Raw genomic sequence first — 15,358 nt, 5'->3', positions numbered from 1 at the left:
GGGTGGGCGCGGGCTTGCTGGTGTGGGGGTGGGGGGGGGCTGGCCAGGGGGCCTACGCCGGCGCCGGCCGCGCTTCGGCGTTGGCGGCCTGCTCGTCCTCGATCGCTTCGACCGCCTGCAGCGCCTCGGCGTCCTCTTTCGGCACCTTGGTGGTGTCCCTCTCGTCCGAGCGCTTGCCCAGCAGATAGAAGTCGAGCGCCTTGCGGGCGATCGGCACCGCCGTGGTGGCGCCGAAGCCGCCGTTTTCCACCACGATGGCCAGCGCGATGCGCGGCTTGTCGGCCGGCGCGAAGGCGGTAAACAGCGCGTTGTCGCGCAGCCGCTCGGCGATCAGCTTGGCGTTGTACTTCTCGTTTTTCTTGATCGCGATCACCTGCGCGGTGCCGGTCTTGCCGCCCACCGTGTAGAGCGCGCCGAGGAAGGGTTTCACGGCGGTGCCGCCGGCCTCGCTGGTGACGCCGACCATGGCGCGCTTGATGGTGTCGATGTTGTCCTGCTTGAGCGGGATGCGGTAGCTTTCCTTGGCCACCGTCAGGGTGCGCGCGCGGGTGGCGCCGTCCTCGACGATTTTCACCAGATGCGGCTTCATCACCACGCCGTCGTTGGCCAGGTTGGCCACCGCGTGGGCGATTTGCAGCGGCGTATAGGAATTGTAGCCGGAGCCGTTGCTCACCGAAATCGTGTCGCCCTGGAACCACTTCTGCTGCGCCACGGTCTTGAAGCGGCCACGTTTCCACGCCGTCGACGGCAACACGCCGACGCGCTCGTTCTCCAGGTCGATGCCGGTCGGCTGGCCGAAGCCGAACGGTTTCATGAAGTCATGGATCAGGTCGATGCCCATGTCCTTGCCCAGCTGGTAGTAATAGGTGTTGCAGGAAACCACGATGGACTTGTGCATGTCGACGGTGCCGTGGCCGCCCACCTTGTCGTCGCGGAACTTATGGTCGCCCAGGTACATGAAGCCGGGGTCGGAAATCGCCTGGCTTGGGGTGCGCTTGCCCAGCTCCAGCGCGGCCAGCGCCATGAAGGGCTTGAAGGTCGAGCCGGGCGCGTAGGTGCCCGACAGCGGCCGGTTCACCATCGGCCGGTCGAGCGAGGTGTTGAGTTCGTTCCAGCTCTGCTGGTCGATGCCGTCGACGAACAGGTTCGGGTCGTAGCCGGGCCGCGACACGTAGGCCAGGATGTCGCCGGTGGACGGCTCGATCGCCACCATCGCGCCGCGCCACTCGCCGAAGGCCTCCTCGACCACCTTTTGCAGCTCGATGTCGATCGACAGGATCAGGTTGTTGCCCGGCACCGCCGCCTTGCGCGACAACGTGCGCATGGCGCGCCCGCGCGCCGACACCTCGACCTCCTCGTAGCCGGTGGTGCCGTGCAACTGCTTCTCGTAGCTTTTCTCCAGGCCCTCCTTGCCGATGTAGTCGGTGCCGCGGTAGTTGGCGGCGTCGTCGGACTCCTCCATCGCCTTCGCCTCGCCGCGGTTGATGCGGCCGATGAAGCCGACCACGTGCGAGGCCACCTCGCCCAGCGGATACTGGCGGAACAGGCGCGCCTGCACCTCGACGCCGGGGAAGCGGAAGCGCTGGGCGGTGAAGCGCGCCACCTCCTCGTCGCTCAGGCGGCTGCGCAGCGGCACGCTGGCGAAGTTCTTCGACTCCTCCAGCATCTTCTTGAAGCGGCGCCGGTCCTTGACCTCGATCGCCACCAGCTTGGCCAGGTCGTCGATCACCGCGTCCAGGCTGGCGGTCAGCTTGGACGGCGTGATCTCCAGCGTGTAGGCCGAGTAGTTGCGCGCCAGGATGACGCCGTTGCGGTCGAGGATCAGGCCGCGGTTGGGGACGATCGGCACCAGCGCGATGCGGTTGTCCTCGGCCTGGGCGGCGAAGTCGTTGTGCTTGATCACCTGCAACCAGATGAAGCGCGCCAGCAGGCAGCAAAAGCAAATGAACACCAGCGCCACCAGCGCGGTCAGGCGCAGGCGGAAGAAATGCAGCTCGCGTTCGGTGTTCTTAATCTCGGTCATCGGGTCTGCTCATGGGCATGTCGGGGCAAATCGGGGAGTGTCGGGGACGCCGCCAAGGCGGCGCGCAACGGCGCGGCGGGCCGGCCGCGCGCCGCCTCAGATGGGCCGGGTGTGGTCGCGGTCCACCGCGCGCCGCTGCGGCGCCAGCAGCATCCACGTGACCACCGGCCACAGCGCCACCGAGACCGGGCTTTCAATGAAATACGACCAGCCCGGCAGCATGCCGGTGCCCAGGAAGCGCACCAGCAGCTGGATCGACTGCGTCAGCAGCAGCAGCGGCAGCACGTGGAAGGCCTGGGTCATAACGGGAAACCAGAGTACCCGGCGGTGCATCATGATGGCGAAATACGACAGCAGCGTGTAGGCCAGCGCGTTCTCGCCGAGCCGGCTGGCGTTGTGCACGTCCATCAGCAGGCCCATGAAAAAAGCCATGCCGATGCCGACCCGGCGCGGCTGGTGGATGCCCCAGAAGACCAGCACCAGCGCGACGAAGTCCGGCACGCCGATCAAGCCGCCCCAGGGCAGCAGGTTCAGCAAAAACGCGCACAACAGGCTGAAGCCGATGAAAATCGGACTCACCGGCAGCAGGATGTAATGGGGGCGGTTCATCGGCTTTCCTCCTTCGGCTTGGCGGCGGCGGGCGCGGCGCCCGCCTTGGCGGCGTCTTTGGCCGGCGCGGCGGCGGCGGCGGGCGTTGGCGCCGCCGGCGCATCCTTGATCGGCGCCATCTTGCCGTGCTTCTTGCTGGTTTTCAACTCTTCCTCGGGCGGGCGCGGCGCGATGTTCGGCGTCGACATCAGCACCAGCAACTGGGTGTTGCGGGCGATGCCGGCCAGCGGCTGGCACACCACGCGGCCGAAGACGCCGTTGGCGTTGTTCTCGACGAGCATCACGCGCGCCACCGCCAGCCCGGCCGGATAGACCCCGTCCAGGCCCGACGTGACGACGATGTCGCCGACCACGATGTCGGCGTTGGTGGTGGTGTAGCGCAGCTCCAGCTGGCCCGACTGGCCGCCGCCGTAGGCCACCGAGCGTAGGCCGCTGCGCAAAATCTGCACCGGGATCGCCTGCGCCTTGTCGGTCAGCAAGGTCACCTCGGCGGTGAACGGGAACACCCGCGTCACCTGGCCGACCACGCCCAGGTTGTCGATCACCGGGAAGCCCAACTCGACGCCCTGCTGGCTGCCGCGGTCGAGCACGATCTTGCGCGAGTACATGTCGCGCGCGTCGTACAGGATCTCGGCCATCATCGACTTCACCGGCACGTGCTCGCGCGCCTCCATCAGCCTGCGCAAATGGTTGTTCTCGATGATATTCAACTGGGCTTGCTGCATGGTCTGGGCGGCAACGATCTGCTGGCGCTTCAACTCGCGCACCTCGGTCTCCAGCGCCGACAGCGAGGAGAAGTAGTTGCCAACGCCGTAAGCCAGGTTGCGCGGCGCCAGCGCCGCCATCTGCGCCGGGTACAGCAGCGTGCCCACGCTCTGGCGCAGCGCGTTCAGGGCGAACTTCTGCGAATCGGCCAGCAACAGGCCGATCGAGATGCAGGCGAACACCATCATCTTGACCCTGGCGGAGGCACCTTGTTTGAACAGGGGCGGAGGGCTGTATTCCATGACTTCCAATAATCCGGCGCAAAGACGCCAACGAGACGACTCTCGACCAACAAATCAGCCAAAAAAGTCAGCCAAAACTGCGATGGGCCGGAACGCTGTGTTCCGGCCCATCGTGTCGATTATTCGTAGGAGAAGATCGAACCGAGCTTGTCCATACGCTCCAACGCCATGCCGGAGCCGCGCACCACGCAGGTGAGCGGGTCCTCGGCGACCAGCACCGGCAGCCCGGTTTCCTCCATCAGCAGGCGGTCCAGGTCGCGCAGCAGGGCGCCGCCGCCGGTCAGCATCATGCCTTTTTCGGCGATGTCGGCGCCGAGTTCCGGCGGGGTCTGCTCGAGCGCGTTCTTGACGGCCGAGACGATGTTGTTGAGCGGGTCGGTCAGCGCTTCCAGGATCTCGTTGCTGGAAATGGTGAACGAGCGCGGGATGCCCTCCGACAGGTTGCGGCCCTTGACTTCCATTTCCTTCACTTCCGAGCCGGGGAAGGCCGAACCGATGGCCTTCTTGATGGCTTCGGCGGTCTGCTCGCCGATCAGCATGCCGTAGTTGCGGCGGATGTAGTTGACGATGGCCTCGTCGAACTTGTCGCCGCCGACGCGCACCGAACCCTTGTAGACCATGCCGCCGAGCGAGATGATGCCGACCTCGGTGGTGCCGCCGCCGATGTCGACGACCATCGAGCCGGTCGCTTCCGACACCGGCAGGCCGGCGCCGATCGCCGCCGCCATCGGCTCTTCGATCAGGTACACCTGCGAGGCGCCGGCGCCGAGCGCCGATTCGCGGATGGCGCGGCGCTCGACCTGGGTCGAACCGCACGGCACGCAAATGATGATGCGCGGCGAGGGACGGAAGAATTTCGAGTCGTGCACCATGCGGATGAATTGCTTGAGCATTTGTTCGGTGACGGTGAAGTCGGCGATCACGCCGTCCTTCATCGGCCGGATCGCCTCGATGTTGCCGGGCACCTTGCCGAGCATCTGCTTGGCTTCCTTGCCGACCGCCTGGATGGTTTTCTTGCCGTTCGGGCCGCCTTCCTGGCGGATCGCCACGACCGATGGCTCGTCCAGCACAATACCGAGGCCGCGCACATAGATAAGGGTGTTGGCCGTGCCCAAGTCAATGGCCAGATCGGTGGAAATATACCTGCGTAAAAAACCAAACATGAGTGTCCTGTAGCGCATCGAGCTGCGCAAAAGCTGTTGTAGGGGGTATCTATGCGGGCGCCATCGGAGGCTGCTGGGGCGCTGGCGCACTCTTTTCTATGCTGCGGCAGCAGTGAATCGGCGCCGACAACGCATTAACCCGCCATTCTACCTTATAATTTGATTGCGATTTACTCAAAAAGCGCCTAAAAATGCGGCCCGGCCGGGCGCGAAATACACGCCATTGGCGCGCTTTTGTGAGCAAAATAGCACTAAATACCCGCGTTTTATCTATACGCCAACTTTAAACCCGCGCGGCCCGTCCGCGCCATTTCGCCATGTCCCTGACCCTATCCGACGTAAAACGCATCGCCCACCTGGCGCAACTTGAAATGGGCGACGAGCAGGCCGCCACCGCGCTGGGCCAACTGAACGGTATTTTCGCGTTGGCCGAGCAAATGCAGGCGGTCGACACCACCGGCGTGGCGCCGTTGAGCCACCCGCTGGCGGCGCACATGGACAATATCGCGCTGCGCCTGCGCGAGGACGTCGCCAACGAGCCGAACCGTCGCGACGACTACCAGGCGCTCGCGCCGAAGACCGAGGACGGCTTGTACCTGGTGCCGCAGGTGATCGAGTAAACGCCCGAGCAGCCGACCGCCCAGCGAACCGCGCGCGCCCCACCCCGCCGAACCGACTTGAATTGACCACCATGCATACAAAAACCATCAAAGAGCTGTCGACGCTGCTGCACAGCAAGGCGATTTCCGCCACCGAACTGGCGACCCACTTCCTCGACCGCATCGACGGCAGCGCGCTGAACGCCTTCCTGCACGTCGACCGCGCGCTCACGCTGGCCCAGGCCGCCGCCGCCGACGCCCGCCTGGCCGACGGCACCGCCACCGCGCTGACCGGCGTGCCGATCGCCCACAAGGACATCTTCGTCACGCGCGACTGGCGCTCGACGGCCGGCTCCAAAATGCTGGGCAACTACACCAGCCCCTTCAACGCCACCGTCGTCGAGAAATTCAACGCCGCCGGCATGGTCACCCTGGGCAAGCTCAACTGCGATGAATTCGCCATGGGTTCGGCCAACGAGAACTCGGCCTTCGGCGCCGTCAAGAACCCGTGGGACAGCACGGCCGTGCCGGGCGGCTCCTCGGGCGGCTCGGCCGCCGCCATCGCCGCGCGCCTGGCGCCGGCCGCCACCGCCACCGACACCGGCGGCTCGATCCGCCAGCCGGCGGCGTTTTGCGGCGTCACCGGCATCAAGCCGACCTACGGACGGGTGTCGCGCTTCGGCATGATCGCCTTCGCCTCCTCGCTCGACCAGGGCGGGCCGATGGCCAAAACCGCCGAGGACTGCGCCCTGCTGCTGACGGCCATGGCCGGCTTCGACGAGCGCGACTCGACCAGCCTGACGCCGGAGCAAGGCGGCGTGGCGGAAGACTACGCGCGCGACCTGGGCCAATCGCTGGCCGGCCTGCGCATCGGCGTGCCGCGCGAATACTTCGGCGACGGCCTGGCGTTTGACGTCGAGCAGGCCGTGCGCGCCGCGCTGGCGCAATACGTGGCGCTGGGCGCCACGCTGGTCGACATCTCGCTGCCGAACACCGCGCTGTCGATCCCGGCCTACTACATCATCGCCCCGGCCGAGGCGTCGTCGAACCTGTCGCGCTTCGACGGCGTGCGCTACGGCCACCGCGCCGCCGAGTACAAGGACTTGCAGGACATGTACAAGAAGAGCCGCGCCGAGGGTTTCGGCGCGGAAGTGCAGCGCCGCATCATGGTCGGCACCTACGTGCTGTGCCACGGCTACTACGACGCCTACTACTTGAAGGCGCAAAAAATCCGCCGCCTGATCGCGCAAGACTTCGCCGCGGCGCTGAACGGCCCCGACGCGCCCTGCGACGTCATCATGGGACCGGTCGCGCCGAGCGTGGCCTGGGACCTGGGCGCCAAGACCGACGACCCGGTCGCCAACTACCTGGCCGACATCTACACGCTGTCGACCAGCCTGGCCGGCCTGCCCGGCATGTCGATTCCGTGCGGCTTCGGCCAGGGCGAGAAGAACGCCGCGCGCCCGGTCGGGCTGCAAATCATCGGCAACTACTTCGCCGAAGCCAAGCTGCTGAATATCGCCCACCAGTACCAGTTGGCCACCGACTGGCACCTGCGCGCGCCGGCCGGCGTTTAAGCGATAACGCATCAACGAATTCGGCCCCCCGCGGGCCAACAGAAAGCGAGAACACTATGCAATGGGAAGTCGTCATCGGTCTTGAGAACCACGTGCAGCTCACCACCCAGTCCAAGATTTTCAGCGGCGCGCCGATCCAGTTCGGCGCCGCGGCGAACACCCAGACCAGCCCGGTCGACCTGGCGCTGCCGGGCGTGCTGCCGGTCATGAACAAGACCGCCGTCGAGCGGGCGATCCGCTTCGGCCTGGCCGTCGGCGCCACCATCGCGCCGACCTCCATCTTCGCGCGCAAGAACTATTTTTACCCGGATTCGCCGAAGGGCTACCAGATCAGCCAGTTCGAAGACCCGGTGGTGCAAGGCGGCAGCCTGACCTTCGGCTTTGAAAAGGACGGCGAGTTCGTCACCAAAACCGTCAACCTGACGCGCGCCCACCTGGAGGAGGACGCCGGCAAGTCGCTGCACGAGGACTACCACGGCATGACCGGCATCGACCTGAACCGCGCCGGCACGCCGCTGCTGGAAATCGTCAGCGAGCCGGAACTGCGCAGCGCCGCCGAGGCGGTGGCCTACGCCAAGGCGCTGCACTCGCTGGTGATGTGGTTGGGCGTATGCGACGGCAACATGCAGGAGGGCTCGTTCCGCTGCGACGTCAACGTCTCGGTGCGCCCGGTCGGCCAGAAGGAATTCGGCACCCGCTGCGAGATCAAGAACTTGAACTCCTTCCGCTTTATCGAAGAGGCGGTGCACTACGAGGTGCGACGGCAGATCGAGCTGATCGAGGACGGCGGCAAGGTCGAGCAGGCCACCCGCCTGTACGATCCGGACCGCAAGGAAACCCGGCAGATGCGCAGCAAGGAAGACGCCCAGGACTACCGCTACTTCCCGGACCCGGACTTGCCGCCGCTGGTTATTTCGCCGGAGTGGATCGCCCGCGTCAAGGCCGACATGCCGGAACTGCCGGAGGCGATGCGCGCCCGCTTCACCAAGGAATACGGCCTGTCCGACTACGACGGCCTGGTGCTGACGCAGTCGCAGGCGATGGCGGCGTTCTTCGAGGCGGTGCTGGCCAAGGCCGGCAAGGAACAGGCGAAGACGGCGGCCAACTGGCTGATGGGCGACGTCGCCTCGACCTTGAACCGGGAAAACGTCGACATCGCCGACGCCCCGGTGTCGGGTGCGCAACTGGCGCTGCTGCTGGCGCGCATCGCCGACGGCACCATCTCCAACAAGCTGGCCAAGGAGGTGTTCGCCGGCATGTGGCAAGCCAAGTCGGCCGACGAGAACCTAGCCGACCTGGTCATCGACGCCAAGGGCTTGAAGCAGATTTCCGACAGCGGCGCGCTGGCGGCGATCGTCGACGAGGTGCTGGCGGCCAACGCCAAGTCGGTCGAGCAATACCGCGCCGGCAAGGAAGCGGCCATCAACGCGCTGATCGGCCAGGCCATGAAGGCCTCGAAAGGCAAGGCCAACCCGGCCCAGCTGACCGAGCTGCTGAAGCAAAAGCTGGCCGGCTAAGCGAACCGGCATCGGCATAGGGGGGGGCAGCCAAGGATGGCTGCGCCCCTGCCACACCACCCGCGCATGCGGCTGCGCGCCGGGTCGTCCAGCTTGCGCCGGACTACCGGCCCTCCAGGCTTCAATGCGGCGCCACGCTCCGGCCCCGGCGCCGCCGGATGACGCCGAGCGTGGCCAGCCCCAGCGCCAGCATCAGCGGCATGGCGGGCTCGTCAACCTGCGGCAGCATCACCGGCGCGCTCAGCGCCCCCGCTGCCGTGCCCGAGGTGGCGATCGCCAGCGCCCAGCCCGGCAGCGCGGTGGAATCGACCACCTGCGTGTAACCCGGCGTGCTGTCCTTGAAGAAGGCGTGGAAGGACAAGTTCCAGTTCGACAAGCCCTGCGAGCTCAGGCCGGCATTGAGCGGCAGGGCCGCGCTGCGGGCGTCGAACAGCGCGTGCTGGTCGTGGCCGCCGTAGCCGACATTGCCGAGCAGTTCCTGGCGCAGGAAGGAGTCCTGCTTGGTCCACCAGAACGAACCGGGAAACTCGCCGTCCAAGAACGACACCACGCCCATGCCGTTGCCGTTGCCGGCCCAGTTGACGGCGTTGACCGAGTGGCCCAGCGCGCCGTCCCAGCACGCGGGCGCCGTGATGCTCGGCGAGCATTTCGCCGGAAAGGCGATGTTGCCGGTGTCGCCGCGCACGGCGTGGAAGTCGGAATCGGCGCCGGTCAGGAAGGTGCGGTCGCCGCGGGCGGAGGCGATCGCCGCCTTGTTGCCCAGAATGCCGCTGTAGTCAGGCCGCGCGTTCGGAGCGCCCGGCGCGCCGGTGCGGAAGGCCTCGCCGCTTTGCACCACCAACACATCGTACCGTGAAAAATTCGGCGCCGCGCTGCCGGGCCCGAAATACGTCAGGTTCCAGGCCTGTCCCGTCCCGCTGGGCAAAGTCTGTACCGAATCGGCCAGCAGCGAGATTTTTTCCTTGTATTCCGACGCCTGGTCGGCATAGCTGTACCAGAGCACCTTGAGCGGCGCCGCCTGCGCGACCGGCGCGGCGCCCAGGCTTGCCGCGAGCGCCAGCCCGCCCCATCCGCAACGAAAATTCATCATGACCACCCCCATTGGAAAGTAAGAAGGTTCATGCATATATCGGGCCAGACGCCGCCGCGCCGGTGCGCGCGGCGCCACGGCCCGGCCTGCCCGGTAGCGCAGCCGCCCCCTGTCAGATTTCCCGACACCGGCGAACGCGGGGACAGACCAAGATTTTCGACAAAGCTTTCTCGCGACACGAGCAAACCGGGGACAGACCACGATTTCCCGGAAAGCTTTCCCGGAAATCGTGGTCTGTCCCCGGTGTAGCGCCCTGCGCCGCCGGCGGCGAACGGGTATCATCATGGACCGTCCACCCGCCGCGAGAATCCCATGCAAAAAATTAAAACTGGTTTGGTTGGCTACGGCTTTGCCGGCTCCACCTTCCACGCCCCGGTATTGACGGTCGTCGAGACGCTGGAACTGACCGCGGTCGCCTCCAGCAAACCCGAGCTGGTCCACAAGGATTGGCCGGCGGCCACCGTGTACGCCGACGCGGCGCAACTGTACGCCGACCCGTCGATTGAACTGGTGGTGATCGCGGCGCCGAACGAGGCGCACTTCAGCCTGGCGCACGCCGCCCTGCTGGCGGGCAAGCACGTGGTGGTCGACAAGCCCTTCACCATCACCAGCGCCGAGGCCGAAACGCTGATCGCCTGCGCCAAGGCGGCCGGGCGCGTGCTCAGCGTGTACCACAACCGCCGCTGGGACGCCGATTTCCTGAGCTTGAAGGCACTGCTGGCGCAAGGCACGCTGGGCCGCGTGACGAGCTTTGAATCGCATTTCGACCGGTTCCGGCCCGATATCAAACAACGCTGGCGCGAATCGGCCGCGCCGGGCGGCGGCCTGCTGTACGACCTCGGCCCGCACATGCTCGACCAGGCCTTGCAACTGTTCGGCCCGCCGCAGCGGCTGTACGCCGACATCGCGCTGCTGCGCGACGGCGCCGCCGCGGTCGACTATTTCCACCTGGTGCTGTATTACGAACGCCTGCGCGTGGTGCTGCAGGCGGGCTGCCTGGTCAACGCGCCGACGGCGCGCTTCGCCGTGCACGGCGACAAGGGCAGCTTCGTCAAATTCGGCCTGGACCCGCAGGAAGACGCCTTGAAAGCCGGCGGCCGCCCGGGCCAACCCGGCTGGGGCCGCGACCCGGTGCACGGCGCGCTGCACCTGGCCGACGCCGCCGACGGCCAGGCCCAGCACCTGCCGATGGCCGACGGCTGCTATCAACACTTCTACCAGGGCATGGCCGACGCCATCCGCAACGGCGCCCCGGCGCCGGTGGCGGCGCAAGACGCGCTGGCGACGATACGCCTGATCGAGGCGGCCCTGCGCAGCGCCAGCGAGGGCCGTGTTGTCGCGGTCTGAGCTTGATGCCGTTGAATGACGCGGCTGCGGCGCTGAAATCGTTAAAACCAAGGGCGTAACCCCGGGGCCAGCCCCCCAGGGTCTGACCCCTTTGCTTGATTTCAGCGTTGCCGGCCCGACCTACGCCGCCATATACCTGCCATGCTTGTGGTTGGTCGCCAGCGACAAGTTCAGCACCACCGCGCCCAGGATGGAGATCGCGATCATCATAGGCTCGACGACAAAAGCCGAACCGAGCAGGATGGCGCAATCGAGCGCCATCTGCACCTTGCCGGCGCGCCAGCCGCGCGTTTCCTGCAGATACAGGGCGAGCACGCTAAAGCCGCCCAGGCTGGCTTTGTGGCGGAACAGGATCAACATGCCCACGCCCATCAGCATGCCGCCGACGACGCCGGCCACCACCGGGTGCAGCCACTCGAAGCGCAGCAGCGCCGACGAATACTCGGTAAACAAGGCCACCAGCGCCAGCGCGAGCAGGCTCTTGACGGTGAACGCCAGCCCCATGCGCTTGAGCGCGAAGACATAAAACGGCAGGTTGATGCCGACCAGCAGCAGGCCGAAATTGATGCCGCTGGCGTAATGCGACAGGAAGGCCACGCCGGTCACGCCGCCGGTCAGCAGGCCGGCCTTCTTGTACATGGCGATGCCGAGCGCCACCACCAGCGTGCCGGTAAGCAAGGCTTGGAGGTCTTCAAACAGGGAGTGGCACGCCTGCGTGTTGGCGGGCGGGTCGGCGCTGGGCCGGTTTTGAGGGGCGGACATCGGCGTGCTTCCATGGCGGCGGAGGAAGCAATTGATTATACGCAGCTGCGCGCCGCTGCCCATCCGCCATCGTGCCTAGGCCGCCCCGGCCAGCGCCCCTTAAATGGCGCTGGCCGGGCCTTCCGGCTGGCTGCCGCGCGGGGCTTCCAGCAAGCCGTCCAGCCAGTGCAAGATCTGGCCAAAGATCTTGTCCCGGTTGAGTTCGTTGAAATTCTCGTGGTAATTATCCGGATAAAAATGGTATTCCAGCAGCGCCGGCGAGATCGACGCCAGCATCGCCTGCGACGCGGCGGCGTCGGCCAGCTTGTCGTCGCCGGCGACCACGCCAAACACCGGAAAGCGCCAGGCCGGCAAGCGGCTGGCCAGCCCGGACTGGGCCGACGTCAGCGCGGCGGCGAAACGCACCGTCACCTCGGTGGCGCGGACGTTGTCCTTTTCGTCGGCGACATGGCGCGCGATGATGCCGCGGTCGTGCGTCAGCACCTCGGTCAGGGAACCGAGCGGCACCTTCATGGTCGGAAACACCTTGGCGAGGAAGTCGGATAGCAGCAGCAACACCTTCGGCACCTTGATCGCGTTCACGTAGTACGGCGAGGACAGGATGAAGCCCTTGATGTCGGCGTCGCCGGCGAAGCGCGCCAGGCCCAGGTGGGTGGCGATCAGCGCACCCATCGAATGCCCCATGACGAAGATCGGCAAGCCCGGATAGTGGCGCTTGACCCATTGCAAGAACAGCTCGGCGTCGTCGAGGAAACTGTCGAAACCGGGAATGTCGACCCGCTTCTTGCCGTCGTGGCCGCACATGTCGAAACTCACCGTGGCGATGCCGTGGGCGCGGAAGTACAGCGCCGGCGTCACGTAGTCGCCGGCGTGCGCCATGCCGCCGTGGATTGCCAGGATCACCGCGCGCGGCTGCTCCGGCTGCCAGATATGGATGCGCCGCGCGACCAGATCGCTGCATGTGAGCAGCGCCAGCTTATCCTCGGAAAATCTCATGTGGCCGCCTTCGCATTGTATATATGGCATGGTTGCAGCTTAACCTAAATCGGCGCCGCCATGAGGCGGCGACGCTCAAAGGATCAAGAAACACTGTAAGCCGGATCGAGTCGCTCGCAGGCGGCTCCGGTTTAGATGCCGTAGCGGCCGCGGTAGGCCGCCACCGCGTCCTTGTATTGCAGCAGCCCGGGGTCGGCGCCGGCGCCGTTCAGGTAGGCGAACAGGTCGTCGAGGTTGCCGATCGAGATGACCGGGATGCCGTAGGCCTTGCTAACCTCTTGCACCGCCGAGCTCGGCGACAGTTCGCCGTCCTTGCCCGAGCGCTCCATGCGGTCCAGCGCGATCAGCACGGCGCACGGTTCGGCGCCGGCGGCGCGGATCATGTCGACCGACTCGCGCACCGAGGTGCCGGCCGAGATGACGTCGTCGATGATGACGACCTTGCCCTGCAGCTTGGCGCCGACGATGGTGCCGCCCTCGCCGTGGTCCTTGGCTTCCTTGCGGTTGAAGGCGAACGAGGTGTTGCGGCCCTTGCCGGCCAGCGCCACGGCGGTGGCCGAGGCCAGCGTGATGCCCTTGTAGGCGGGACCGAACAGCATGTCGAATTCAACGCCGGAGTCGAGCAGGGTCTGGGCGTAGAACTGCGCCAGTTGCGCCAGCGTGGCGCCGTCGTGGAACAGGCCGGCGTTGAAGAAGTACGGCGACTGGCGCCCGGCCTTCGTGGTGAAGTCGCCGAAGCGCAACACGCCCGTCGACACTGAAAACGCGATAAACTGTTGACGTAAATTGTTCACGATGGCCTCATTTATTAAAAGTGCCTGTATTTTAATCCGCGCGCCCCGGCGCGACAATCAATCCCGCAGGCCGGTTGCGCGCCGGCCCGCCCTCTTCCCCCCCTATCTATGCCAAAAATCATTTCCGCCAACTTGAACGGCATCCGTTCGGCGTCCAAAAAAGGCTTCTTCACCTGGATGGCGGCGCAGTCGGCCGACTTCATCTGCGTGCAAGAGTTGAAGGCGCAACTGCCCGACATGACGCCCGAGTTCCTCAACCCCGGCAACTACCACGGCCATTTCCACTACGCCGAGAAGAAAGGCTATTCCGGCACCGGCGTCTATAGCAAACTGGCGCCCGACGCCGTCCACATCGGCTTCGGCAGCCCGGAGTTCGACGCCGAGGGCCGCTACGTGCGCTGCGATTTCGGCACCCTGTCGGTGATTTCCGTGTATTGCCCGTCCGGCTCGTCCTCGCCGGAGCGCCAGGAAGCCAAGTTCCGCTTCATGGCATTGTTCCTGCCGCACCTGCTGCAACTCAAGGCCGAGGGCCGCGAAGTGGTCATCTGCGGCGACTGGAACATCGCCCACAACGAGATCGACTTGAAGAATTGGAAGGGCAACAAGAAGAATTCCGGTTTCCTGCCGGAAGAGCGCGCCTGGCTGACGCGGGTCTTCGACGAAGTCGGCTTCGTCGACGTGCACCGCGGCCTCGACAAGCGCGAGGAGCAATACACCTGGTGGAGCAACCGCGGCCAGGCCTGGGCCAAGAACGTCGGCTGGCGCATCGACTACCACGTCGCCACGCCCGGCATCGCGGCGCAGGCCAAGACCGTGGCGATCTACAAGGATGAGCGCTTTTCCGACCACGCGCCGTTGACGATCGACTATTCGATATAAGCGTTGTCGTAGGCCGGCTTAGCCGGCGGCATTACCGCACGGCTAGCCCGGGCGGCGCGGTTCAGGCGAACGCGTCCAGGTCGAGCGTCCTGCCGCTTTCAAATTGGCGCAATTCGCCCGTCAGCGGATCGGTGAACGAAATCGCCCGCGCCAGCAGTTGCAGCGGCGCCGAGACGTCGTCCTCCTTGCACGGCAGCGCCACCGGATAGAAGGCGTCGTTAATGATGGGCACGCCCAGCGCCGCCATGTGCACGCGCAACTGGTGCTTGCGGCCGGTGTGCGGGCGCAGCCGGTATAGCGCGGCGGCGCCGCGCGCTTCGATAACGTCGACCTCGGTTTCCGAATTCGCCTCGCCGGCCACCTCCCGCATGCGGAAGAAGGGCTCGCCTTCAACCATGCGGCTGCGGTGGACGAAGGGGTAGTCGCGCCCCGCCAGCGGCGCCGCCAGCGCCTCGTAGACCTTGCTGACCTCGCGCCGTTGGAACAGCGACTGGTAGGCGCCGCGACTGGCTTGCCGGCTGGAAAAAACCACCACGCCGGCGGTCTCGCGGTCGAGCCGGTGGATCGGGCTCAGGTCGTCCAGCGCCAGCTTTTTCTTCAGGCGCACCAGCAGCGTCTCGCGCAGGAAGCGCCCGCTGGGTATCATCGGCAGGAAATGCGGCTTGTCGACGACGACCAGGTGCTCGTCCTGGAACAGGATGCGCTCCTCGAACGGGATCGGGGTTTCGCGCTCCAGCTCGCGGTAGTAAAAGATGCGCATGCCGCGGCGGAACTGGCTGCCCGGCTGCAGCGCGACGCCGTCGCCGCTGACGACCTCGCCGCGCGCCATGCGCTCGCCCCACTCCGCCTTTGTTACCAGCGGGAAGCGTTCGACCAGGAAGCTGAGCATGTCGGCCCAGCCGCCTTCGGGCAGCCACAGGTAGCTGGGCGCGACGCCGTCGCGCACCGGCAGCGGCGCCGGCCGCGGCGCCTCCTTGCGCGGCGTCACGCTGGCC

14 protein-coding genes are annotated in these 15,358 nt (G+C 66.3%); 5 read left to right on the top strand and 9 right to left on the bottom strand.

Annotation, left to right across the window (positions count from 1 at the left end; genetic code table 11):
• Positions 1-52 precede the first annotated feature (52 nt).
• The 4 genes from mrdA to ACFDR9_RS16555 all read right to left on the bottom strand — a co-directional run bounded on the left by mrdA (position 53) and on the right by ACFDR9_RS16555 (position 4,802).
• Complete coding sequence (gene mrdA / locus ACFDR9_RS16570; RefSeq protein WP_409031712.1) at positions 53-2,023, bottom strand: penicillin-binding protein 2; 1,971 nt, start codon at positions 2,021-2,023, stop codon at positions 53-55.
• Positions 2,024-2,119: 96 nt separating this feature from the next.
• Entirely contained in the window at positions 2,120-2,632 is a 513-nt protein-coding gene (gene mreD / locus ACFDR9_RS16565) for a rod shape-determining protein MreD (RefSeq protein WP_017877629.1), read from the bottom strand.
• Positions 2,629-3,639 (bottom strand): rod shape-determining protein MreC, encoded by a 1,011-nt coding sequence (mreC, locus tag ACFDR9_RS16560; protein WP_409031711.1) that lies wholly within the window; start codon positions 3,637-3,639, stop codon positions 2,629-2,631. The genes mreD and mreC overlap by 4 nt, the downstream gene beginning before the upstream one ends.
• A gap of 119 nt (positions 3,640-3,758) precedes the next feature.
• On the bottom strand, positions 3,759-4,802 hold the full coding sequence (locus tag ACFDR9_RS16555; RefSeq protein WP_010393186.1) for a rod shape-determining protein: 1,044 nt from the start codon (positions 4,800-4,802) through the stop codon (positions 3,759-3,761).
• 317 nt (positions 4,803-5,119) lie between these two features.
• Between ACFDR9_RS16555 and gatC the strand changes: the two genes are divergently transcribed.
• The 3 genes from gatC to gatB all read left to right on the top strand — a co-directional run bounded on the left by gatC (position 5,120) and on the right by gatB (position 8,495).
• Complete coding sequence (gene gatC, locus ACFDR9_RS16550) at positions 5,120-5,422, top strand: Asp-tRNA(Asn)/Glu-tRNA(Gln) amidotransferase subunit GatC (RefSeq protein ID WP_017877631.1); 303 nt, start codon at positions 5,120-5,122, stop codon at positions 5,420-5,422.
• Between the two features lie 71 nt (positions 5,423-5,493).
• Positions 5,494-6,978 carry an Asp-tRNA(Asn)/Glu-tRNA(Gln) amidotransferase subunit GatA gene (gene gatA, locus ACFDR9_RS16545; protein WP_409031710.1) on the top strand — a complete coding sequence of 495 codons (1,485 nt, stop codon included), beginning with the start codon at positions 5,494-5,496 and terminating at the stop codon, positions 6,976-6,978.
• A 56-nt stretch (positions 6,979-7,034) separates the two neighbouring features.
• Positions 7,035-8,495, top strand: a complete 1,461-nt coding sequence (gatB, locus tag ACFDR9_RS16540) for an Asp-tRNA(Asn)/Glu-tRNA(Gln) amidotransferase subunit GatB (RefSeq protein WP_409031709.1) — start codon at positions 7,035-7,037, stop codon at positions 8,493-8,495.
• A gap of 121 nt (positions 8,496-8,616) precedes the next feature.
• Here gatB and ACFDR9_RS16535 read toward each other — a convergent pair whose 3' ends face one another.
• Positions 8,617-9,585 carry a PEP-CTERM sorting domain-containing protein gene (locus ACFDR9_RS16535; protein WP_409031708.1) on the bottom strand — a complete coding sequence of 323 codons (969 nt, stop codon included), beginning with the start codon at positions 9,583-9,585 and terminating at the stop codon, positions 8,617-8,619.
• A 312-nt stretch (positions 9,586-9,897) separates the two neighbouring features.
• Here ACFDR9_RS16535 and ACFDR9_RS16530 point away from each other — a divergent pair, with 312 nt between their 5' ends.
• On the top strand, positions 9,898-10,932 hold the full coding sequence (locus ACFDR9_RS16530; RefSeq protein ID WP_409031707.1) for an oxidoreductase: 1,035 nt from the start codon (positions 9,898-9,900) through the stop codon (positions 10,930-10,932).
• 120 nt (positions 10,933-11,052) lie between these two features.
• Here the strand turns inward: ACFDR9_RS16530 and ACFDR9_RS16525 are convergent, their stop codons facing one another.
• From ACFDR9_RS16525 to pyrE, 3 genes are all read right to left on the bottom strand, one after another.
• A complete protein-coding gene (locus ACFDR9_RS16525) occupies positions 11,053-11,694 on the bottom strand; it encodes a YitT family protein (RefSeq protein WP_017877636.1) in 642 nt (213 codons plus the stop codon).
• A 99-nt stretch (positions 11,695-11,793) separates the two neighbouring features.
• On the bottom strand, positions 11,794-12,690 hold the full coding sequence (locus ACFDR9_RS16520; protein ID WP_409031706.1) for an alpha/beta fold hydrolase: 897 nt from the start codon (positions 12,688-12,690) through the stop codon (positions 11,794-11,796).
• 131 nt (positions 12,691-12,821) lie between these two features.
• The gene (gene pyrE / locus ACFDR9_RS16515) at positions 12,822-13,484 is read right to left on the bottom strand and encodes an orotate phosphoribosyltransferase (protein ID WP_026133093.1); all 663 of its coding nucleotides are present in this window, start codon (positions 13,482-13,484) and stop codon (positions 12,822-12,824) included.
• 108 nt (positions 13,485-13,592) lie between these two features.
• On the opposite strand from pyrE, the gene ACFDR9_RS16510 reads away from it, so the two are divergent.
• Positions 13,593-14,363, top strand: coding sequence for an exodeoxyribonuclease III (locus ACFDR9_RS16510; RefSeq protein ID WP_017877639.1), 771 nt, complete (start codon positions 13,593-13,595; stop codon positions 14,361-14,363).
• A 61-nt stretch (positions 14,364-14,424) separates the two neighbouring features.
• On the opposite strand, the gene ACFDR9_RS16505 is transcribed toward ACFDR9_RS16510, so the two are convergent.
• The gene (locus tag ACFDR9_RS16505) at positions 14,425-15,351 is read right to left on the bottom strand and encodes a pseudouridine synthase (RefSeq protein ID WP_409031705.1); all 927 of its coding nucleotides are present in this window, start codon (positions 15,349-15,351) and stop codon (positions 14,425-14,427) included.
• Between the last annotated feature and the right edge of the window lie 7 nt (positions 15,352-15,358).

This window comes from Janthinobacterium sp. CG_23.3 (assembly GCF_046115965.1).
Taxonomy (GTDB): domain Bacteria; phylum Pseudomonadota; class Gammaproteobacteria; order Burkholderiales; family Burkholderiaceae_D; genus Janthinobacterium.
Note: the sequence above shows the minus strand (reverse complement) of the source record. Positions and strands in the feature narration are given on the sequence as shown.

Bases quoted from the DNA above. Each gene is read 5' to 3' on its own strand.
- mrdA (WP_409031712.1), bottom strand. From the start codon at position 2,023: ATGACCGAGATTAAGAACACCGAACGCGAGCTGCATTTCTTCCGCCTG.
- mreD (WP_017877629.1), bottom strand. From the start codon at position 2,632: ATGAACCGCCCCCATTACATCCTGCTGCCGGTGAGTCCGATTTTCATC.
- mreC (WP_409031711.1), bottom strand. From the start codon at position 3,639: ATGGAATACAGCCCTCCGCCCCTGTTCAAACAAGGTGCCTCCGCCAGG.
- ACFDR9_RS16555 (WP_010393186.1), bottom strand. From the start codon at position 4,802: ATGTTTGGTTTTTTACGCAGGTATATTTCCACCGATCTGGCCATTGAC.
- gatC (WP_017877631.1), top strand. From the start codon at position 5,120: ATGTCCCTGACCCTATCCGACGTAAAACGCATCGCCCACCTGGCGCAA.
- gatA (WP_409031710.1), top strand. From the start codon at position 5,494: ATGCATACAAAAACCATCAAAGAGCTGTCGACGCTGCTGCACAGCAAG.
- gatB (WP_409031709.1), top strand. From the start codon at position 7,035: ATGCAATGGGAAGTCGTCATCGGTCTTGAGAACCACGTGCAGCTCACC.
- ACFDR9_RS16535 (WP_409031708.1), bottom strand. From the start codon at position 9,585: ATGATGAATTTTCGTTGCGGATGGGGCGGGCTGGCGCTCGCGGCAAGC.
- ACFDR9_RS16530 (WP_409031707.1), top strand. From the start codon at position 9,898: ATGCAAAAAATTAAAACTGGTTTGGTTGGCTACGGCTTTGCCGGCTCC.
- ACFDR9_RS16525 (WP_017877636.1), bottom strand. From the start codon at position 11,694: ATGTCCGCCCCTCAAAACCGGCCCAGCGCCGACCCGCCCGCCAACACG.
- ACFDR9_RS16520 (WP_409031706.1), bottom strand. From the start codon at position 12,690: ATGAGATTTTCCGAGGATAAGCTGGCGCTGCTCACATGCAGCGATCTG.
- ACFDR9_RS16510 (WP_017877639.1), top strand. From the start codon at position 13,593: ATGCCAAAAATCATTTCCGCCAACTTGAACGGCATCCGTTCGGCGTCC.